18 protein-coding genes are annotated in these 21,974 nt (G+C 34.2%); 1 reads left to right on the top strand and 17 read right to left on the bottom strand.

Annotation, left to right across the window (positions count from 1 at the left end; all coding sequences use genetic code 11):
• Positions 1 to 3: 3 nt before the first annotated feature.
• From GJJ64_RS15995 to GJJ64_RS15960, 8 genes are all read right to left on the bottom strand, one after another.
• Positions 4 to 219, bottom strand: coding sequence for a FeoA family protein (locus tag GJJ64_RS15995; protein WP_026905428.1), 216 nt, complete (start codon positions 217 to 219; stop codon positions 4 to 6).
• A gap of 208 nt (positions 220 to 427) precedes the next feature.
• Positions 428 to 826, bottom strand: a complete 399-nt coding sequence (locus GJJ64_RS15990) for a VanZ family protein (RefSeq protein WP_154288762.1) — start codon at positions 824 to 826, stop codon at positions 428 to 430.
• Positions 826 to 1,203, bottom strand: a complete 378-nt coding sequence (gene gcvH, locus GJJ64_RS15985; RefSeq protein ID WP_154288761.1) for a glycine cleavage system protein GcvH — start codon at positions 1,201 to 1,203, stop codon at positions 826 to 828. Before gcvH ends, GJJ64_RS15990 begins: the two co-directional genes overlap by 1 nt.
• An 83-nt stretch (positions 1,204 to 1,286) precedes the next feature.
• Positions 1,287 to 1,541: a DUF1456 family protein gene (locus GJJ64_RS15980; protein WP_154288760.1), complete on the bottom strand. Its 255-nt coding sequence runs from the start codon at positions 1,539 to 1,541 to the stop codon at positions 1,287 to 1,289.
• Between the two features lie 2 nt (positions 1,542 to 1,543).
• Positions 1,544 to 8,620: a T9SS outer membrane translocon Sov/SprA gene (gene sov / locus GJJ64_RS15975; RefSeq protein WP_229655569.1), complete on the bottom strand. Its 7,077-nt coding sequence runs from the start codon at positions 8,618 to 8,620 to the stop codon at positions 1,544 to 1,546.
• A gap of 25 nt (positions 8,621 to 8,645) precedes the next feature.
• A complete protein-coding gene (gene ruvA / locus GJJ64_RS15970; protein WP_149074998.1) occupies positions 8,646 to 9,230 on the bottom strand; it encodes a Holliday junction branch migration protein RuvA in 585 nt (194 codons plus the stop codon).
• Between the two features lie 28 nt (positions 9,231 to 9,258).
• On the bottom strand, positions 9,259 to 11,547 hold the full coding sequence (locus tag GJJ64_RS15965) for an NADP-dependent malic enzyme (RefSeq protein WP_154288759.1): 2,289 nt from the start codon (positions 11,545 to 11,547) through the stop codon (positions 9,259 to 9,261).
• Positions 11,548 to 11,609: 62 nt separating this feature from the next.
• Positions 11,610 to 13,004 carry a LysM peptidoglycan-binding domain-containing protein gene (locus tag GJJ64_RS15960; protein WP_154288758.1) on the bottom strand — a complete coding sequence of 465 codons (1,395 nt, stop codon included), beginning with the start codon at positions 13,002 to 13,004 and terminating at the stop codon, positions 11,610 to 11,612.
• A 242-nt stretch (positions 13,005 to 13,246) separates the two neighbouring features.
• On the opposite strand from GJJ64_RS15960, the gene GJJ64_RS15955 reads away from it, so the two are divergent.
• Positions 13,247 to 13,798, top strand: coding sequence for a hypothetical protein (locus GJJ64_RS15955; RefSeq protein ID WP_154288757.1), 552 nt, complete (start codon positions 13,247 to 13,249; stop codon positions 13,796 to 13,798).
• 75 nt (positions 13,799 to 13,873) lie between these two features.
• On the opposite strand, the gene gatA is transcribed toward GJJ64_RS15955, so the two are convergent.
• From gatA to GJJ64_RS15910, 9 genes are all read right to left on the bottom strand, one after another.
• Positions 13,874 to 15,328, bottom strand: coding sequence for an Asp-tRNA(Asn)/Glu-tRNA(Gln) amidotransferase subunit GatA (gene gatA, locus GJJ64_RS15950; RefSeq protein ID WP_317162948.1), 1,455 nt, complete (start codon positions 15,326 to 15,328; stop codon positions 13,874 to 13,876).
• 90 nt (positions 15,329 to 15,418) lie between these two features.
• Positions 15,419 to 15,580, bottom strand: coding sequence for a Sec-independent protein translocase subunit TatA/TatB (locus tag GJJ64_RS15945; protein WP_026905154.1), 162 nt, complete (start codon positions 15,578 to 15,580; stop codon positions 15,419 to 15,421).
• 27 nt (positions 15,581 to 15,607) lie between these two features.
• Positions 15,608 to 15,913 (bottom strand): Sec-independent protein translocase subunit TatA/TatB, encoded by a 306-nt coding sequence (locus tag GJJ64_RS17050; protein WP_154288755.1) that lies wholly within the window; start codon positions 15,911 to 15,913, stop codon positions 15,608 to 15,610.
• Between the two features lie 67 nt (positions 15,914 to 15,980).
• Complete coding sequence (locus tag GJJ64_RS15935) at positions 15,981 to 17,240, bottom strand: murein hydrolase activator EnvC family protein (RefSeq protein WP_154288754.1); 1,260 nt, start codon at positions 17,238 to 17,240, stop codon at positions 15,981 to 15,983.
• Positions 17,241 to 17,262: 22 nt separating this feature from the next.
• Entirely contained in the window at positions 17,263 to 18,045 is a 783-nt protein-coding gene (locus GJJ64_RS15930) for a DUF4292 domain-containing protein (protein WP_154288753.1), read from the bottom strand.
• Positions 18,023 to 19,762, bottom strand: coding sequence for a tetratricopeptide repeat protein (locus GJJ64_RS15925; RefSeq protein WP_154288752.1), 1,740 nt, complete (start codon positions 19,760 to 19,762; stop codon positions 18,023 to 18,025). The genes GJJ64_RS15930 and GJJ64_RS15925 overlap by 23 nt, the downstream gene beginning before the upstream one ends.
• Complete coding sequence (dut, locus tag GJJ64_RS15920; protein WP_154288751.1) at positions 19,763 to 20,197, bottom strand: dUTP diphosphatase; 435 nt, start codon at positions 20,195 to 20,197, stop codon at positions 19,763 to 19,765. It abuts the gene before it with no gap.
• Positions 20,194 to 21,675 carry a lipopolysaccharide biosynthesis protein gene (locus tag GJJ64_RS15915; RefSeq protein WP_154288750.1) on the bottom strand — a complete coding sequence of 494 codons (1,482 nt, stop codon included), beginning with the start codon at positions 21,673 to 21,675 and terminating at the stop codon, positions 20,194 to 20,196. The genes dut and GJJ64_RS15915 overlap by 4 nt, the downstream gene beginning before the upstream one ends.
• Positions 21,676 to 21,677: 2 nt before the next feature.
• Positions 21,678 to 21,953, bottom strand: a complete 276-nt coding sequence (locus GJJ64_RS15910; RefSeq protein WP_154288749.1) for an acylphosphatase — start codon at positions 21,951 to 21,953, stop codon at positions 21,678 to 21,680.
• Positions 21,954 to 21,974 lie beyond the last annotated feature (21 nt).

Genomic DNA, 21,974 nt, shown 5'->3' with positions numbered 1-21,974 from the left:
AGATTAGATTAGTTCAATAGTTGAGGCTTCACGCTTTCTTAAAGACAATTGATAGCCCGATACGGTTACAGCGATAGGGTCTCCTAGTGGAGCAATTCTTTCTACCTTAACCGCTTCCCCTGGTAAACATCCCATCTCCATCAATTTTACAGACATTTCTAAATCTGTAAACTCTTTAATAATACCTTGTTGTCCTATTGCTAATTGCGAAAGCTTCATGATCAAAATGTATATGAACTGGACGAAATTAAGGCTTATTTAAATTAAATCCAAATTAGAAAGACTTAATTTACATTAATTTGAAAGGCGTTTTTATTTGGATGATTGAAGGAAAGTATCGAGTTTGAATTTAGGACAATCACAACCTTTTTTAAATACAAAACATCCTGATAAAGAGACCATTATCAACACAAAAAAAATAGTATAACTAAGCTTTTTCAACGATTCTTGATTTACGATGTAATAATAAATAGCTAAATATACCTGCACCAACACCTAGCATATCTGAAATAAAATCCCACCACTCGGCAGAACGGTAGGTAAATACTTTCCATTGTAACAATTCCACACCTCCGCCTAAAGCAGCAGTAATGATGATGATTTTAACAATAGTAAGTGGGCGGTAGTGATAACTGTTTTGCTGATTGATTTTTCCAAACAACAGCAAAACAGTTAATATGAAAAAGAAACCTAAATGCACCATTTTATCAAATCCTTCGAAAAATATAGGTGATTGATTTTCTGGTGATATGGGTAAATTACAAAGTATCAATACCAAGATTGACCATGCAATTGCCGGTAATTGAAACTTTAAAGTTCTTAACATTAGGCTCCTACTAAAGCTTGGTAAGCATCAGAAGATAATAAACCAGCAGAATCTGTTTGTGATAAACTAATTTTAACCATCCAGCCATCCCCGTAAGGGTCTTGATTTACCAATTCTGGGTTAGCATCTAACTGAGCGTTTACCTCAAGTACTTTACCACTTAAAGGCATAAATAAATCAGAAACTGTTTTAACGGCTTCTACAGTACCAAAAACATCACCTTCTGCAACATCGCTGCCAATGGTATTGATATCTATATATACGATATCTCCTAATTCTCTTTGTGCAAAATCTGTAATCCCTACAGTTGCTACATCACCTTCTATTTTTACCCACTCGTGGTCTTTGGTGTATTTTAATTCGGCTGGAAAATTCATTTTTTAACTTTTATTTATTACAAAAATAACTAAATCTATCAGATAAAGTTTAGCTAGACAAAGATGATACATTAAAAATTATCTTAACTATCTTCTTCTGTTGTTTTGCCTTGTTGATCTTGTGGCCCGCGTAAATGTATAACCAAACCATTTAAGAAATTTCTTAAGATTTGATCGCCGCAAGGCTTGTAATTAGGATGATCTTCTCGTCTGAAAAAAGCACCTAACTCGCTAGGGGTAACTCTAAAATTAACCAATTTTAGAATCTCGATAATCTCATCATTTCTAAGTTTTAGAGCTACACGAAGCTTTTTTAATATTTCGTTATTACTAATCATAATTATTGAATAGTGAACCTTAAATTGATGCCAAAGTTACTAAAGGCTGTGTTAAATGTTTGCGATGTATAAGGCTGCGTGATATTTGAATCGTAAAATACTCTTAAATTGAAACGCTGGTTTAAGACATAGTCTATACTTGGTCTAAAGGTAATGTTTTTAGAACCTCCAGAAATCTCGGCATCGTCTACATCTGCTCTAAAAATTACCGTTTTATTATCTCTTATCGCTACATCAAGCTTGAAGTTTAAATCGTTTTTAAGATTTACACTTTTAAACAAGCCAAAAGGGAATCTGAAATTTGCTGTTCTATATCCAAAACCAAATACAAAAGCTTGGTCTTTTTGTTGAGCTAGCTGGCTATTTGCCAAAGCAAAACTTAATGAACGTGATTTTCTATACTCGATATTGATGGTCATGCTGTTTTTTAGACGCATATCAATACCTAATAAAGGTACAAACTGCTCAAACAAAGTAACCTGCGAAAATTGGTAAAAAGGTAAAAAGTTATTTTGCTGATCTCTGGAATTTGCAAAACCATTAAGTTCTGAATATCTAATTAAGGAGTTAAAAGCATTAACATTGTAAGTAGAGTTATAACCATGTGTTACATCAAATGAAGAAAACCACTGGCTCATGAAAGGTAACTTTGCTAAACCATTATATGTCATACGCCAGTTGGGAACAGGTATTTTCTTAAAGCTATTTAAACTGATACTACCAGCGTCTTTATTTAAATAAGCGGCTAACAAGGCTGGGATAACTACATCTTGCGAGCTTTTATTATAGCCATCGGCAAAATTATCTTGTCCTAAACCACTGCTATTAGGATTTTGTGCGCCTAGCCTTCTTGATATAATTTCTCTATTTATCAGGAATTGCTGGAAAACAGCCGAGTTTCTATCACTATTTTTTTCTTTGAAAGCGGTTCCTAGGGAAATTATAGAGATGCTATAATCTCCAGAAGTTATAGATCTTAAACTTTGGAAACCATTAGTTTCTGCATCAAACCTAAAATTGGTTGAAAAATTTCTACTCTGATTTTTAAAAACGGTTAGCTCTAGCCTAAAATCTTTAAAAGGTTCTAGCGTTCCTCTTAGGTTAAGCTTTTCGTTTAAATTCTTAACAAATAATTGGTTTAACAAGGTGTCTCTGGTTAACCAGCCGTTCTGTAAAGCTGTACCTCTTATATCTTCTTGCGAGCCTAAAACAAAACCTAAACCCGGTGCATTGGCAGAAAAATCCATACCAAAAGCATTAGTTTTTGGCAGGTAGCCCGGTAAGAATGTACCATCATTACGGATGTAAGAACCACTAATATTTTTGATGGAGAAAAGAATATCAAATAAAGCTTTGCTTAAGCCACTAGCGTTGCTATTTGCTCCATTCATCTTACGGTAAAAGCCAAATTTATTATACAGTAAATTAAAGTTTAATGTAGGATTTAATTGAACTGTACGTGAATTTTGTATGGTATTACCAAAGTTTATGTCAGGGTCGTTAATACTGATTAAAGGCTCCGTCATCCAGCTAAACTGTGTTTGATAACGGGTAATAACATTTACAAACTCTAAACCAGGTATTTTGTTAATAGGTACTGTATAGCTTAAACTTACAGTGTGGTTATAATCTGTTGTTCTGCCCAGATTTCTGAAATTATTCCAAAGTGTATCTCTTTTTAAACCTGTTATTCTGCCTTCTGGCTCATCTACCAAAGAAAGGTTGGTAGCGTTAAAATCTAATTTAAGAGTTTTGGTTAAGTCCCAACTGATACCATACAGCCTACTGATGTTGAAATTCTTATTAAAAGTAGTTTGTATAGGAATGGTATTATTAGGGTCATTATCTCTGAGCGTATTTTCTGAGTATAAACGGTTTACTTCTATTCTGAAATTTAAAACAGAAGGTAATAAGTTAAAATTGAAGTCTTTTAAAAGTGCTAGTTTATTGTTCTTGATAATCTTACTAAACGGAGTAATAAAGGTTGCTTGATTATTATAATTATAAGCTAAAGAGCCTCTATAATTTTTTTGTATAGAACTTTGGTTGATAAAATCACGATGATCATACTCGTTAAAAGCATAAGTAAGACTTAAGTTTTCTATATCCCAGATTCTGCTTTTAGCATCGGGGTTGGTTTTAATTTTCCTAACATTGGTAAAATTGATACCCCGCCTCAAGGTGTAATCCTGCGCATAGTTTAAGATAGAATCCCTAGTTCCACGAGGTACTAAATCTATAATATTCTTCAACTCCAAATCAGGGTTTCTTGGGTCAAATTGTGGAGTGCTTAACTGGCTAGAGTAATTAAAATACATTGGAATTTTGATTCCCGTTCTATCAGGAAAGAATTTGCCTAGCTCAAAACTGGTTGATAAATCAAAGAATTGATCATCAGAACGGTTAATCTCACTTACGCGTTTTTCTAAAGAAGCAAAACCTATGGTGCTTTTATTTCCAGAGATGGTAACATCTCCAAAATCAGCTAGTTTAGCATTCATTCTTGCAGTTGCAGCCCAACCGCCACGTTCATCAAACTCGGTTAATCTTAACTCATTAAACCAAATTTCAACGTTTTTATCTAAACCATCATCGGCTCTGCCATCATTTTTATTTAAAGGATTTCTTACTCCGAGCATAATTACTCGAAGTTTACTTAAATCTGGCTGGCCTTTAATGGTTACTTTATTTTGCCCATCAGAAAAAGAGTAAGGAATATTATAAGGCCAAGGCGCACCATTTCTGGTAGCATTATTTCTAGCAATTTTGGCTTGCTGTAAAAGTCTAAATTCTAAATCTAACCTGTTTTCTGCTGGCCAGATAGCTTCTGGGTCTCTAGATCCGGCAGTTGTAACTTTCATAGGTATCTCATACTCATAATAGTTATCTAAATTATCAGTACCTAACCTAATAAAGGCATTAATATCCCCATCCCTTAAAGGTGCTGCCATTACATCACTCTCTGCATGGATAAACATTTGTAGCCTTTTGTATGCCCTTACATCGTTAACGGTAGTTTTAAAAGCGGCTCTAGAATATCCATCTCTTAAATTCTTAACCACTACAGAAAGTGATTGCTCATTTTGACGAGTATCACCTCTAAAGTTGGAGAAATCTCTCTCTCTTATAATACCTGGCGGTGTAACATAAGGAATAGGTGTTCTGGTGCCATTTTCCTCTATGTTTACTGTAGTTACATCTAAAGTAGAATTATCTAAACCTACATTACCTAAAGCCGGATCTACCAAAACTTTATCTGGTTGTGCTTCTGCATTAAATCTTCTCCACTCGCCTCTAACCAATTGTAACCTTGCAAAACGTAACACAGTAGTATCAGCAAAATCTGTTAAATACATACGCATAAAGCGGATAGATTTAAAATCTTGGATACCGCCTACTCTATCTCTAAACTGTGCAACTGGAACTTTAAACTGATACCAAGTAACATTTTCTGTTGTTCCATCGGCTAATCTTACTGCTGCAACTACACGGTCTGCAATAAAGTTTTGCCCTACAACTAAATCTTGCGGTCTGATACTTACTTTATACTCAAAATACTCGTCTGCTTTAGTAGTACTATTATCTCGGTTTACATCTTCTCCGTCTGGTAAAGGTGTTGAGGCTGAGTTTTCTATTCCTAAAGCATCTTGTGATTGTTGCGATGTTTTTGAGTTCCCTTCTGTACCGTTAAAATTTTCATACCTTTTTAAGATACCAGCATTTGCTTGGTCTAAAGCCGGACCACGATAATACATATAATCATCCGAAGATGGATCTGCATTATAGAAGCTAGCTGCCTGCGAGTTTAGCTGTGCAGTAATCTGGTTAATTTGAGTTTGAAATTTTGCCTGTTCTGCAACATTATTTAATCCATCTAAACCAATATCTTGTATTTGACGAGCATCAGGATTATTATCAAAAGCTTGTATTACAGGTTGTAGTTTGGGTACTCTTCCCCAAACAGTCTCATCTGTTTTTGTTGGGTCATTATCAGGTGGGATACCGTTTTCCAAACTTCTACGACCATCTTTTAAAATATCTTCTGAAATATTTCCAATGTTAATATATAAGTCTCCACCTTGTGAACCTGGCTTATAAATAAATGGATCTAGAACCCAAAACTCTATAAACTCAATGTTTAACGCTTCAAAATCGTTAGTCTCTACTCTTCTAAACATTCCGCCCCAGCGCTGTCTTGGGTTGGTTAGTGTTCCATCAGGATTTAAGCCTGTAGCTGTAAAATTATAAGGACCACGTAAGGTTGGATAGTATGCTACGTTAAAAGTTGGTAAAGTAAGTAAGGTACCTGTGGCTACCTGTCTAAATGGGAAAACCTCGGTTTCTAAAACCTCTCTTACGTAATGGTTAGATAACTCTGTACGGTTACCAGCTATGTTTGGTGGTGTTAAATTACTTCTGTTATAAAAAATAGGGTCTATGGTAAAATAAGAAAGTTTTGCCCTATTAAATCCATACGATAAATCATTAGTAAGTTGAGATTCTGGAAAACGTTGAGGTGTGCCAGATATTTGCCAATTAACCGGACTTTTTAAGTCTATAATAGATCTACTTCCTTCAAAATCATCTATATAACTTACACCGCCTTCGCTACCAGCAAAATCTAAAGCTTTTGGATGCCCTGGATCAAACTTTGCAAACTCGCCACTAAAAGTAAAACTAGATTCTTCTTTGGTTGATAAAAACGGAATTCTATCTACCAATTTAGTTAAAAACCTACTTGATGTATTGTAATTAACATCAAAACCGTACATAGTATTAGAGATAGATTCCTCACCAAAATTAACTTTCTGTGTTAAGGGCGTTTCCTTCAAATTCATGATGGTAGCCCCAAGGTTTAGTTTCTCGTTAGCTTTATAATCAAATCGGGTTCCAAACAAAGAGCGCTGTTGTATACCAAATAGCTCGTTACTTTCTAGTTTTATTTTTATGGGTTGACCCGAGTTTAGTAAAGCCTGATTAAGAATTCTTACTCGTCCTATATTGTAATCAACCGTGTAATCTGCACCTTCTGTTAAGCGTAAAGTTCCGGCGGTTACTGTAACAGAGCCTTCTGGTACATTGATAGCATTTAATTGAAACTCTGAACTTACTTGAGATTGATAAGTTCCTTTAATGATATACCTGTTTAAAGCCGGAAAAAACTGTTGTGCTAATGCTTTTGTAGAGTCGTAAAGAGGTTGGTAAACATATTTACTGATAAGTGCTTGTTCTGTTGTTTCATCAAATTGAGCTCTTAAATCTTTACCAAAAGGCTCAATCACAGGAAATATAATTCTTCCGTTTAGAGGGTCTATGGTTTGACCTTCTAAGAAATCAAAGAAACCATCGGGCTGTCTGGCATTTTGTTGATTTAACCTATCCACACCAGTAACTTGCAACCATAATTTACTAGCTAAAGGACGATTATTTTCATCTAGCTTAGCTCCTTCTGTAATTAAAGGTTTTTCTATACCGCTCTCATCCAAACGGAAAATATTCAACCTAAAATCATTCCTACTTATTTGATAAGCACCTAGGGCATAAATATTTTTCATCATTAAATCCCAAATTGGCAAATTGGTTTTAATGGTTTCGTTCTTTAAAAGCTTAGCATAAAGCACTTCCGGATTATCAGGGGTCACAGGTCTATCGGTAGAAAACTCTCCCACCTGAAATTCCTCACCATTTACAGTATAACGATAAGCTACGGCTAAAACTTCATCAGCGTTAAGCGCATTATTTAAAGATATATAACCCAATAATGGGTTTAAAGTAAATTCTCTTTCGGTAAGTTTTCTAGCGTAGGTTAATTTATTATAATTATCTGTTCTACCAGAGCTTTGAAAAAAAGCATCAATGTCATTTGCATTGGTTAGCCTTGCTCCGGCCGGAATTCTCTGCAATAAATTGTTTGATTGCGGTTGCGGGAAGTTCTGATCTGTAAAAGCCGATGGAAATCTATTACCGCCACCTGTAAATTGGCTAGTATTATAGGGAGTATTCTCGCCTAAATCTAGAAATGCTAGTATATCTCTAGAATCTGTAGTGCTGTTACTTCTATTTGTAACCCAAACTTCTATACGCGTAATATTGATGCTTGAAGTTACCACAGGAAGCCTCGCCATGGCATTGTTAAAATTATCTCTAAAATACTGGGCTAAGAAATAGTGCTTATTTGCTTCGTAATTATCAGAAGTTATCCTAAACTCATTTTGCTGTGATCCGTTAGTGATATTAATTTCTTTAGCTTGAGATTTTTGCTGAGAATATAAACTGGTTACACCCAAACGCCCAAATTGTAACTGAGTTTTAACCCCAAACAACGCTTGGCTGCCTGATATTAAGGTTGTATTAAGCGGAAAATTAACCATACCAGCCTCAAGCTTTTGTATGATTTCGTCTTTCTTCCCAGTATATTCTAGTTTAAGTTGATTTTCAAAATCAAACTGAGCTTCTGTATTGTAATTGGTGGTGATTTTCAATTTCTCGCCAATATTACCAATCAAATTCATCTGAATCCTTTGGTCGAAATCAAAATTCCCTTGCCTTCTTTGTCTTTCGTTAAACAAGGGGTTTTCATTTTTATTAATTCTTCCAGAGAAAGTTAAATCTGCCGTACCACGAGGTTGTATATTGATGGTATTACCGCCAAATATTTTTTCAAAAGATTTACTTTTTACCACCACCGATGGCATAAAACCATTAGCCTCATCAGGAATACCTGTAACCACCAAATTATTCCAATATTGCTGCTGGATTCTTTGCTGTTCTAATTTTTGGTAATCGCTAAAATTTAAAAATTGTGGCGTTTTATAATCTTTATCACCTATTTTTTCTTTGATAATGTATTTCTTGGTAAGTGGGTCGTACTCTACAGTACGTTTAATATTCTGCGGATTTTTGAGAAAAAGACCTCCACCCCGACCAAAAACAGGTGCTGTACGCGTGTCTTTAATCGGATATTTAATCTTCAAAGAATCATTACTAGTGTTATTTTGTGCTAAAGCAGCACTAGCAATGAATAAATAAGCAACAATAATTAATAACCTGTTTAACAAACAGGAAAAATTAATTTTCAAACGTATTATGGTTTAGGATTAGCAATTAAAGGTTTTTTAAAGCAATTTTTATAATCTCCTCTACAGAAAGTGCTTTTTCAGAGTTTTTTAATGCAAAATCTACTGCCTTTTCTGCGCTGTTTTTAACAAAACCCAACATCACTAAAGCACTTAACGCTTCTTCTTTTGCAGTATTGTTTAACGGTGCAGAAATTAATGTACCAGTACCATCTTTTTTCAGTTTATCCTGAAGCTCGATGATTAAGCGCTGAGCAGATTTTGGACCTATACCTTTTATGCGTTTTATTTGATCAACATCTCCTTTGATAATAGCGTCTTCTATTTCTTGCGGAGAGATGGAAGAAAGCATCATTCTTCCTGTATTTGGCCCAATACCATTAACCGATATCAAATGCAGGAATAATCTTTTCTCGCCTTCTTCTATAAACCCATAAAGTGTATGTGCATCCTCTTTTACATGAAGCCAAACGTACATTTTACATCTTTCTTCATCTTTCAGTAAGGTATATGTGTGTAAAGAAATGTGGAGCTGATAACCAACTCCACCCGCTTCAAGAATAACATAAGTAGGACATTTAAATGTTAACCTACCATCAATATAAGCGTACATGAATATTTAATTTATTTCTATTGAAATATTACTTCTTCTTAGAAATAGTTAAGGCAGCTTTATCTTGCGCATCTACAACAGCAATAGTTACCATATTTACGATTTCTCTTACAGAGCTTCCCAATTGTAGTACATGAACAGGCTTATTCATACCTAACAGTATTGGGCCTACAGCTTCTGCACCACCTAACTCTTGTAAAAGTTTGTAAGCAATATTTCCGGATTCTAAGTTAGGAAAAACTAGCGTATTTGCAGGACCATCTTTAAGTTTAGAGAAAGAAAAATTATCTTTCATCAACTCAGGATTTAAAGCAAAGTTAGCTTGAACCTCTCCGTCTACAATAATATCTGGATATTGGCTGTGTAAAATCCTTACTGCTTCTCTAGTTTTTTGCGAAATTTCGCCTTCATTAGAACCATAATTTGAGTAGGATAATAAAGCTATACGTGGCGATATATTGAATTGCTGTACAGACCTATTCACTAATAAAGTAATATCTACCAATTCTTGAGCTGTTGGAGCCAAATTTATTGTGGTATCAGCAAAGAAAACTGGCCCTCTTTTGGTCAACATCATATACATACCAGCTACTTTATTCACTCCCGCCTCGGTACCAATAATCTGCAAAGCTGGTTTTACAGTGGTTCCGTAATCTCTGGTTAAACCAGAAATTAAAGCATCAGCATTACCAAATTCTACCATTGATGCGCCAAAATAGTTTCTGTCTCTCATCAACTTTCTAGCTTGGTACAATGTTATACCTCTTCTTTGGCGTTTACTGTATAGATACTGGGCAAATTTCTCACTTAATTCTACTTCTTCTAGCGGGTCTATTACTTCTACACCTTCTAAGTCTAAATCATTATCAGCAATAATTTTATTAATGATAGATTTATTGCCAAGCAAGATTGGGATGGCTATACCATCATCTTTTACAATTTGCGCTGCTTTTAAAATTTTATAATTATCAGCCTCAGCAAAAACTACTCTTTGTGGGTTAGATTTAGCTTTGTTAGATAAAGCCCTAACAATGGCATCATCCATACCTAAACGCTTTTTCAATTCCTCAGCGTAAGCGTCCCAATCTTTTATGGTTGTACCTGCAACACCAGATTCAATTGCTGCTTTAGCAACTGCCGGCGCTACAGTGGTTATCAACCTAAAATCTATAGGTTTTGGAATGATATAATCTTTACCAAATTTAAGATTGGTAGTATTGTAAGCTAAATTAACAGCCTCTGGCACAGATTCTTTTGCTAATGCTGCAATGGCTTTAACAGCTGCAATTTTCATCTCCTCATTGATGGTTCTTGCTCTAACATCTAAAGCTCCCCTGAAAATATAAGGAAAACCTAAAACGTTATTTACTTGGTTAGGATAATCAGAACGGCCTGTTGCCATGATGATATCTTTACGTGTTTTTACGGCAAGTTCATAAGCTATCTCAGGGTTTGGATTAGCCATAGCAAAAACAATAGGATTTGGAGCCATTGTTTTAAGAACCTCAGCACTTAAAATATCAGCAGAAGATAAGCCGATAAATACGTCTGCATTTTTTACCGCATCTGCTAACGTAGAAATATCTCTTTTTGTAGCAAATTCTGCTTTGGTACCGTCTAAATCTGGTCTATCAGCTCTAATTACACCATTTCTATCCAGCATCACAATATTTTCTTTTTGTGCGCCCAAAGCTACATACAACCTAGTACAAGAAATAGCTGCAGCACCAGCACCATTAACTACAATCTTAATATCTTTAATCTTCTTCTTTTGTAACTCACAAGCGTTAATTAAAGCCGCTGCAGAGATAATAGCTGTACCATGTTGGTCATCATGCATTACAGGAATATTCATTTCCTCTTTCAATCTACGCTCAATCTCAAAACACTCCGGTGCTTTAATATCTTCTAAGTTTACACCTCCAAAAGTTGGTTCTAATGCTTTAACTACATTTACAAATTCATCTACACTTTTGGTATTCAACTCTAAATCAAAAACATCAATATCTGCAAAGATTTTAAACAAAATGCCTTTACCCTCCATTACAGGTTTTCCGGCCTCAGGACCAATATCTCCTAAGCCTAAAACTGCAGTTCCGTTACTGATAACAGCTACTAAATTACCTTTAGCTGTATATTTATAAACATCTTCTGGGTTAGACGCTATTTTTAAACAAGGCTCTGCAACACCTGGCGAGTATGCTAATGTTAAATCTCTTTGTGAATTGGTTGGTTTTGTTGGGACAACTTGAATTTTCCCCGGTCTGCCTTGTGAATGATAATCCAAAGCATCCTGCTTTCTGGTAGTCTTACTCATTTCCTCTTTAATAAAATTCTCTCTAATTGTAAGATTAATTGGTTTATATATTTTTCTCCTTGTTATAATGCCATAATTTTTAGCACCATCCCTACAGATAGGCTTGCATTTTGGAGATTATTTAATGTTTGTATGCCAACTACAGTTGCACCATTAAACTTTTTTGCAATTGCAGTTAAGGTATCGCCAAGTTTAACGGTATAAGTTATATATTGTGGTTTAGGTTTATCTTCTTTTGCTTTCGTGATGATTAATTTTTGTCCTGGTACAACATTAAAACTTTTTAAATTGTTCCAAACCTTAAGATCTTGAGCCTCTAAATGATATTTATTAGCTATACTAACTAAAGTTTCTCCTTTAGTAACTACATGATAACCTTGCGACTGAGAAGCTGGCATTAAAACAGGATCCTCAGCTATTTCTGAGAAAGGTTTATCGTTATTTAAAATATCATACAAAGCAGCATAAGTTTTAAAACTTACTTTAGGGATGATTAATCTTTTAGGATTATCTATACTGCCGTTGATAATATTTCTTTTGTAAGCAGGATTTAAAATCTGTAAATCCCTTTCCTCCATATCTAAAACAGCAGCTAAATCATTAATACCCAAAAATTTATTTACATAAATAGAGTCTGTGTTAATTTTACTATCCGCATCTGGTATTTTAATATCCTTATAGGTATGGTAATAATTCATCAGATAGGTAACCGCAATAAACTTTGGAATATAATTTTGCGTTTCTACAGGTAAATAAGGCTGAATTTCCCAATAGTTTCTAACACCACCTGCACTTTGTATGGCTCTTTTAACACAACCTGTACCACAATTATAAGCTGCTAAAGTAAGTAGCCAATCTCCCAACTCTTTGTAAGCATCTTTTAAATAATTTGCAGCAGCATAGCTAGAGCTGATAGGATCTTTACGCTCATCTAAATAGCTATCTATTGTTAAACCGTAACCCTTACCGGTGATGTATGTAAATTGCCATAAACCCATAGCGCCAGACCGTGATACGGCATGAGGATCTAAAGAAGACTCAATTATGGGCAAAAACTTAAACTCTTCTGGTATTTGTTTAGCTTTTAGCGCTTTCTCAAAAATAGGGAAGTAATAGTTTCCTAAACTTAACATTTTGGAAACCATGAACTTTCGCTGTCCAAGAAAAATATCTATATAGGTTTGAACTTGCTGATTGTAATCTAAAGGAATTGCTGTTTTAATAGAATCTAGCCGATACTTATACAACAAATTAGCATTATATTTTAACAGCTCTAGTTGTAGAGGTAATTGCGTAGGAACGAAGCTAGAATCTGTTCGTACTAAATTTTTAATTGTTCTAGACTCTTTAGGGCTTAACAATGTTCTGCTGGTATCGGGCTTTGTTAAATTCTGAGATTTAGCCTGTGTTACTGATAAAAACAATACACACAGGATAAGACTTTTGATGCTTCTCATTCTTTAAAATTTTCCGGCTAGAGCCATTTATTAGGATTAGTCACAAAATAATTATTTTTTGTCGAGTTCAGAATAATATTTTGAAAAGAAAAAATTTTGTAGCGCCTATAAAACTACCTTTTATATGATTTAAACTTTAGCTAATGGCTAAAAATCAATCTTTTGTAGCGTAAATAAAACTAAAATTTCTCATTCTTAAGCTTAATGATTAGCTTTGTAACATTCTCATTAATAAACACTTTATGAAAAAAAATTTCCTTTTCATGTTAGCAGCGCTAACTATTACCTTCACCTCTTGTGAAAAAATTAAAGATGCAGTAAGTAGAGATGCTGACATTACACCTAGAGCAGTAGAAATTACCGTTCCAGTTATTACTCAAACTACTGCACAAGCTGTTTTGGGCGAGGCTACATTAAATATCAATGTTGACTCTTTGATAAAAGCCAATGTACCAGAATTCGGATCTCCTGCCGTAAAAAGTGTAAAACTTAAAGGTTTTAATCTAGAACTTTTAAATGGAGATGCTACTAATAACTTTTCAGTATTAGAATCAGTATCGGCTGAACTATCTGCTACTAATCAATCCAATCAGATTTTAGTATCATTACCGAATAATCCAGATGTGGATACGCGTAATCTTGTATTACCGATTGTTGGCTCTGGTATAGAGTTGAAAAATTATATCCTTTCTGGAAATTTCAAATACTCTTTAAAAGGTAAAGCTAGACGTGTTACCACAAAAGAGCTTAGAGTTAGAGCAACTGCTATTTATACTTTCACACTAGGTTTATAAGTATTAATATCACCTAACAAAAAGGCCTGTAAATTGATATTTACAGGCCTTTTTGTTATCGCTGAAGCTGACTATTTAAATATTAATTTTATCAAGTTCTGAATAGTATTTTGAAAAAGATAATAAATCTGCCTCGCCAAAGCGCTTACCTATAATTTGCATACCTAAAGGTAAACCATCTTTATTAACACCCGATGGTAAGGAGATTGCAGGCAGCCCGGCTAATGAAGCCCCTACTGTAAAAATATCAGCCAAATACATCACAACAGGATCTGTAGGTTGTTCACCTATATTAAAAGCCGGAGTTGGAGTTGTTGGAGTTAAGATAAAATCGTAATCTTCTAAAATATGTTCGGTTTTTTCTTTGATAAGCCTGCGTATTTTTTGGGCTCTAGAATAGTAAGCATCATAATAACCAGCACTTAAAACAAAAGTACCTAGCATAATTCTTCTTTTTACCTCATCGCCAAAACCTTCAGACCTAGAAAATTTATAAGTACTGATTAAATCTGTTGATGAATCACTTCTGTAGCCAAAATGTACTCCATCATATCTGGCTAAGTTAGATGAAGCTTCTGCAGTTGTCAAAATATAATATGTTGCAACTACATAGTCTAGATATTCGAAAGAAACAGGCTCAACAGTATGGCCTTGGCTACGTAATAGTTGAATTTGAGCTTCTATATTTTGCTTAATCTCTGGATCTAAACCTTCTGAGTGCAAAGTTTCCTCGATATAAGCAATTTTCCTTTTTGATGAATTGTTTAAAAGTTTTGAGTAGGCAGGTACTGGTTCTATAGCAGAAGTGCTATCATAATCATCTTTTCCGGCAATAACTTCCAATAATAAAGCCGCATCTTCCACAGAGCGTGTAATAGGCCCAACTTGGTCAAAAGATGAAGCATAAGCTACAATACCATATCTTGATACTCTGGCATAAGTTGGTTTTAAACCAACTACACCACAAAAAGCTGCCGGCTGTCTGATAGAACCTCCAGTATCAGAACCTAATGAAGCTAAACATAAATTAGCTTGTACTGCTACGGCAGAACCGCCCGAGGAACCACCAGAAACTTTTGTAGTATCGGCAAAATTCTTAACCGGGCCAAAGTAAGAAGTTTCATTAGAAGCCCCCATTGCAAATTCATCGCAATTTAAGCGTCCAATAATAATAGCATCTTCTGCTAAAACACGTTCTACAACTGTTGAGGAATAGATAGCAACATAACCATCTAGTATTTTGGATGATGCCGCCAAGCGATGTCCTTTGTAAGAGATATTATCTTTTAAACCGATAACCATGCCTGCTAATTTACCTGCAGTACCATTATCAATTTTCTCTTGTATCTCTTTAGCTTTAGCCAGCGCTTCTTCTCCAAAAACTTCTAAATAAGCATTTAAATCAGCCAGTTGCTGTATGCGGTCTAAATAAAAAGCAACCAAATCTTCCAGCTTTAATACGCCAGAGCGTATATCAGCTTGTATATCTTCTAATTTAGAGTAGTTGTAAGTAGTTTCTGCTAACATCATTTAAAACAAAACCCTGGATCTTTTGAGTGTTTTGATGGTTCAAAAGATTCAAGGTTACAAGAATCATAAATAATTTGGATATTAAGAAAATTATTGAGGCTTTTCTTCCTTTTTCTCAACACCGTTTTGTCCGTCTTTGAATTCTTTAACACCTTTTCCTAGACCTCTCATTAATTCTGGAATTTTTTTGCCTCCAAATAATAGTAACAAGGCTACTATTATAAGTATAATTTCTGGTGCACCTAGACCCATTTTTGTTTATATTTTAATTGTGATTAATTACGGTTTAATTGTTTGTTCTGTTTCTGTTGAAGTAACACCTTCTTCAGGTTGTTGGCTAGTAGAAGACCGTTGAGCTGCCGCTTCATCTCTTCTTAACTCTTCTTCAGCAGTTAATGTATTAATATTTCTATGAATTTCTCTTTTAACGCCATCAGAGGCATCTTTAAATTCTCTTATCCCTTTCCCTAAACCTCTGGCAAGTTCTGGCAATTTTTTCCCTCCAAATAAAAGTAATGCCACAAAAACTATCAAGATAATTTCTGGAGTACCCAAATTTAAGAATAATAACACCCCGTAGTACATGCTTTATTTTTAATAGTTTAACGCAAATATAAAAAATTTATTCTTTAAAGGCTTTCCTTAATAAATGTTAATTAGCTAACCAAAGCGATGGATTTTGAGCCTGCATACCTTTCCAAAGTTCGAAATGGATTTCAGAAACTCCTTCTTCGTCTGCACCAACAGTACCTATAGTTTGCTTAGTACTAACTTTCTCTCCTGCACTTACACTTATGGTTTTTAAGTTTTGATAAACAGTAAAGAACTCCCCGTGTCTTATCATTACCACGCCTTTACCTGCAATTTCTAGTACTCTTGCAACTGTACCACCAAATACAGCTCTTACAGATGCATTTGCCCCAGTTCTAATATTCCATCCGTTATTTTCTGATGTTACATTACCTACCACATTTTTCTTTCCATAACTATCTGTTATAACACCGTTGGCTACAGGCCAAGGTAAACGCCCTCTATTACTAACAAAATCTGCCGATAGCTTTGCTGCTTCTGGTGTAGCCGATAAGATAGACCCACTACTTGATTTTGCAACTGGCGCTTCTTTACCTTCTGCTTTAGCTTTTGCTGCTGCAGCCCTAGCTTCATCTTCTGCCTTCTTTTTAGCTATTGCAATTTCTCTTTGGATAGCTTCTCTAATTGCTCTGTCTAATTTAGCTGCATCTCTTTGTTTTTGAGCCAAATTTTGTTTTAATTTTTTCTCTTGAGAGGTTAAAGTTTTCACTACTTTGGCTTGGTTTGCCTGCTCATTCCCTAACTTATTTTTTTCTTTCTGTTGGTCAGATAAGAGATGATCTTTTTCTTGCTTATTCTTATTAAGCACCGCTATTTTACCTCTTAAATTGTTTTGAGTTTCCTCGATATAATTTGCCTGCTTGATGCGATATTCACTAAACTGCTGCAAATATTTCATTCTTTTGTAAGCCTGATTAAAATCTTTAGCTGCGAAAATATACATCAACTTACTGTATGAGCCCTGATTCTTTTGTGCGAATCTAATCATAGCTGCATAATCTACTTTTAGTTGTTGTAGCTGAGATTGAAGTGACTTTACCGTATTGAGATTTTCATTGATTTGCCCATCTAGCAATCTCACCTCAGAATTTATGGTTCTAATTTTCTCTTCACGCAATCTTATCTGCGCTCTTAAAGCATTTAATTGTTGTAAAGTAACCTTCTTACTTGAAGCTGTCTTTTTTAGCGTATTGTTAATCATCTCAATATCTTTATTGAGCTGTGCTTTTCTACGCTCTAACTCTGCTCTGGTTTGGGCAAATAATTGGTTACTACCAATGGCCAGCAAAAAGAATATGATAAGGGCTTTAAAGTACTTCATTTTCGCAAAGGTATCTAAAAATTTATTCTATCAAGGTGTATCTTTTAGGAATATTAAAAGGATAATCTTGTTGTACCTGAAGCTGTATAGTCTGATAGTTAAGATTTAAACTCACTTTTTGATTTTCTATACTAGAACTCAGTTGTACTTGATATGGAAAATCCCTTCCTGATAAAGGTCTATAATCTTGATAAGAAGCTTCTAATTGTTGCTCGGCTAAGGCATCTTTAAGCTCTAACTTTAACAATTGTAAAACTTCGTTAAACTGATGCTTAAAATGTAAATTTTCATAATTACCTGATAAGTAAAAAAGCTTATTTTCCTCTGTGATTTTAGAACTTCCATTTACCAACGAAAAAGGCAAAACATTACCTGTAAATAAGGCTTCTAATTCTTGATAAGAAATAGCAGAACTTGTAAAACGATGGATAAAATTAAAAGGCTTTAATGCGTATTCGCTATTTAAGCGATTGATGAATTTAACGCTATCAGGTGTTACATATAAACGAGCTACTTCTACCCCAGCAAATGCCGTTACAGACAACCAAATGATTTCACCTTTTTTTATTCTGATATTAAGGTTTAAATCTTGACTTTTACCTGCAATATCAAAACTAGCTTTTGCTTTGGCAGCTAAAGTTTCAAAAGAAAATCCTTTCTTTTTGATATCAGCTAAATTAAACTTCACTTTCTTTTCTACCGCAACCGAACCTGTATTTGAAACTATTCTTTTTGTACCGCAAGCTGTTGTAAAAAATAAAGCTATAAGTACCAAGAAAATGTTATTCAAAATATTTACCTTCATTAATCTTCTTTTGTAATAATGTACTTTTTTCACCTAATTGAGCAGCTTTTTTCCAATTCTCTAAAGCCCCAGCTTTATCTCCTAAGTGGAAAATAATATCCCCGTAATGCTCTATAATAGTAGCACTTTGGCTATCACTCGCTTTTAAAGCTTTTTCTATCCAATCTTTAGCCTCTTTATACTTCTTTTGCCTAAACAATATCCAAGCGTAAGTATCTAGAAAAGAAGAATTATCTTTTTCTAGCTGGTTAGAACGATAGGACATACGCTCGGCTTTCTCCAAATTCTCATCTCTTAACGATAAATAATAAGCATAATTGTTAAGTGCATATACATTATCTGGCTCTAGGGCCAACGCCTGCTCATATGCTGCAACAGATTCTTTGAATTTTTTTAAACTTTGATAAGCATCGCCTAAACTGCTGTAAACTTGTACTTTTAAAGGATTGTTAAGTTCGTAATTGAGTGCAGCATTTAAATAATTTACAGCTTTTTCACTTTGCTTTAACTGGTTATAAGCTAAAGCTGTATAAACATATAAAACAGCCTGATTTGGAAATAAACTTAAAGCCTCTTCCCCGTCTTTTACCACGCCGGGCATATCATTAAGACTAATTTTTATCCTAATTAGTTGATCCCAAACCACATAAATTTGCTTGTTTAAATAAACAGCTTTTTCATAAGCAGATTTAGCCTTCTCTAATTCATTTTTTTGATATAAAACATCACCATAAACTGCAAAAGCTTTAGCCTCATTGCTATGTACTTCTGTTAAAGTTTTAGATAAAGTCTCGGCATACCTAACTGCTCTTAACTCTGGAAAAGCAGAAAAATAACTGATAATGATTTTAATTTTTTGATCTATATCTAATTCTTGATGAGAGAAAGCTATTCTTAACTCATTAAAGGCATCTTCACTTTTACCAATAGAATTATAAATATCGGCCAAAGCCAGATTGATATAAGCATTCTCTGGAGCTAAAACTTTTGCTTTTTTATATACCTCAAGCGCTTTATCTTTTTGTCGGTTATTAAAATATAAATCTCCTAAATAAATGTAATTAACAACCTCTTCTGGTTGTTCATCTATTAACTTTTGCAGATGAGCTGTTGCTCCCTTCAAATCGCCTTTACTTACAAAAATGTTTTGTTTACCTTTTACAATTTCTGGATTTGAGCCAAATTGTTTTTCTAAAGCATCATAAATAGCTAAAGCCTCATCGTTTCTCTTTAAAATCATTAAGGTATTAGCCTTATCTAGCTGATACTCTATTTTATCAGGAGCTGTTTTTACCAATTCTGTTAAGGCATAATTAAGTAAATTATAATCCTTTAATTCCTGATATATATTGGAAGAAAGTAACCAATACCACTCGTTTTGTGTTTCTACGGTAATAGCTTTTTGAATATAGTTTTTGGCTTGTTCAAAATCTTTAGCCCTGAAATAAATTTGAGCCAATTCATAAGCAGAAAAATGATGTAAAGGATCTATATCTAAAGCTCTTTTAAAAAAATCTGCTGCTAAGCTGTAATTATCAGAAACTTTTTCTTTAAGGCCAGAATAATATAGATTTTCTACCAAGCTGCTATCTTGTTGAGACAGTTGCTTGCCACTTATGACGATAAATTCTTGCTGTTTATTCTTATTTTTTTGAGCATAACTCAACAGCCCTGTACAGGTTAAAGCTAAAATTAAGATATGCTTCTTGTTCATCATTTATTTTACTCCTGTATGCCCGTAACCACCAGCGCCTCTTGCTGTTTCACTTAGTTCATCAACTTCAACCCACTCTGCCTGCTCATGTGCTGCAATAACCATTTGCGCTATTCTATCGCCATGGTTTATCACAAAATCTTCGGTAGAAAGGTTTATCAATAATATTTTAATTTCTCCTCTATAATCGGCATCAATAGTACCCGGACTATTTACTATAGAAATACCAGCTTTATATGCCAAACCACTTCTTGGTCTTATCTGTGCTTCATAACCTATAGGTAGCTCTATAAACAAACCTGTTGGGATAAGCTTTCTTTCTAGCGGCTTTAAAGACTCGGGGCTTTCTAAATTTGCTCTTAAATCTAAACCTGCAGAAGCTGCCGTTTCATAATTAGGTAAAGGGTTATTTGATTTATTGATGATGTTAATCTTCATATTTTAAAAATGCGTTTTATGGTATCCTTCTCTACATAAACAATGATAGAGGTGAAAAGTAATAATAAAATATTACCAACTATGATATTTCGTTTAAATAATACAAAAGAAGCAAATACAAATATCACAGCTAAACCAATATATATGATATCTTTCTTCACTTTATAGGGTATTGGATAATGTTTTTGCCCCCATGCATAAGATAAAATCATCATTAACATATACACAGTTAAAGATATACATGCCGATGCCATATATCCCCATAAGGGAATAAATATAAGATTAAGAATAATGGTACAAACTGCACCAATACCAGATATATATAAGCCATATTTTGTTTGGTCTGATAGTTTATACCATACCGATAAATTCATGTATATCCCTAAACTTAAATATCCTAATAACAATATAGGAACAACATTTAAGCCTACCCAATAAGCCTCGCCAATAAAATATTTAAGCAATTCTATATTGGCTACCAAACCTACAAATATGATACTTAACGCTATGATAAAATAACTCATGATAGCCGCATAAGTTTCTTTAGCATTGCTATTTTTTGCATTGTTAAAGAAAAAAGGCTCGGCCCCAAGCCTAAAAGCATTAATGAAGATGCTTAGAAAAATAGCCAATTTACTACAAGCACCATATACCCCTACTTGCTCTTCGCTTATTGCAGCTGGTAATAATTGACCTAAGAAAATTTTATCTAAATTCTCGTTAACAATAAAAGAAAGGTTGGCAATGAGAATAGGAAAACTATAAGTAAACATATCTAAGACCAACTTTTTATCGGGGTTAAATTTTAGTTTTAATAGTTCTGGTAATAACAGCAAAAGTGTTAAACCGCTAGCTATTAAGTTAGAAATAAAAACATACCCTATCCATTCTGTTTGGTAAATCAGCGATAATTCATTAGAAAATGGCAATTGATGACGAATAATGAATGGAATACCAAAAATGAAAAACAAATTGAGGGAGATAAAACTCAAGATATTTACAAATTTAATGATAGCGTAGCGTTTTGGCTTTCCTTCTGCCCTTACTCTTGCAAAAGGAATGACAGCTAAAGCATCTAGAAATAAAATAAAAATAAAGTATTGAATATACCGCTTATAATCTGCCAAAGAACTTTGCTTACTTGCTTGTAACCATTCTGCTAAAGGTTCTAGAAATAAGAAAGTTGTACTAAGAAATAAGAGCCCTAATAACAGAACCACCAAAAATGTATTACTATAAACCTTTTCCTTATCTCCCTCATTTTTATTGATGAATCTGAAAAAAGTAGTTTCCATGCCAAAAGCCATTATGGCATTGCAAATAGATGCATAGGCATAAAGGGTAGTGAAAATACCATAAACAGCAGGTTTGTAAACCAAGGTATAAACCGGCGTAAGAAAAAAATTAAGGATACGAGAGGCTATGGTACTTAAACCATAAATTGCAGTTTGGCCAGCAAATTTTCTTAATACAGACAAGCTTATCTTTTTAGAATCTCAAAATTAATGAAGTTTTTTAATTCTGCTTCTTTTACTTCTACAGCTGTTACTTCTGCCTCATCAGGGCCGGTTTTACACCATTCTAAAAAATCTTGCTCAAAAAAGGTATCAACTTCGGCTTCTATAAATACATCTCCATTAGGCAAATTCTTTACACTTCCTTTAACGCCAAGTTGGTCTGCTACAGCTTTTGTAGAGGCTCTAAAAAACACACCCTGTACTTTTCCTTTAACTGTAATTTGTAAAGCCTTCTTCATAAAATCGATAAAAACAAAAGA

This window comes from Pedobacter puniceum, assembly GCF_009674685.1.
Classification (GTDB): Bacteria; Bacteroidota; Bacteroidia; order Sphingobacteriales; family Sphingobacteriaceae; genus Pseudopedobacter; species Pseudopedobacter puniceum.
This window is presented reverse-complemented; position numbering and strand designations above follow the sequence as displayed.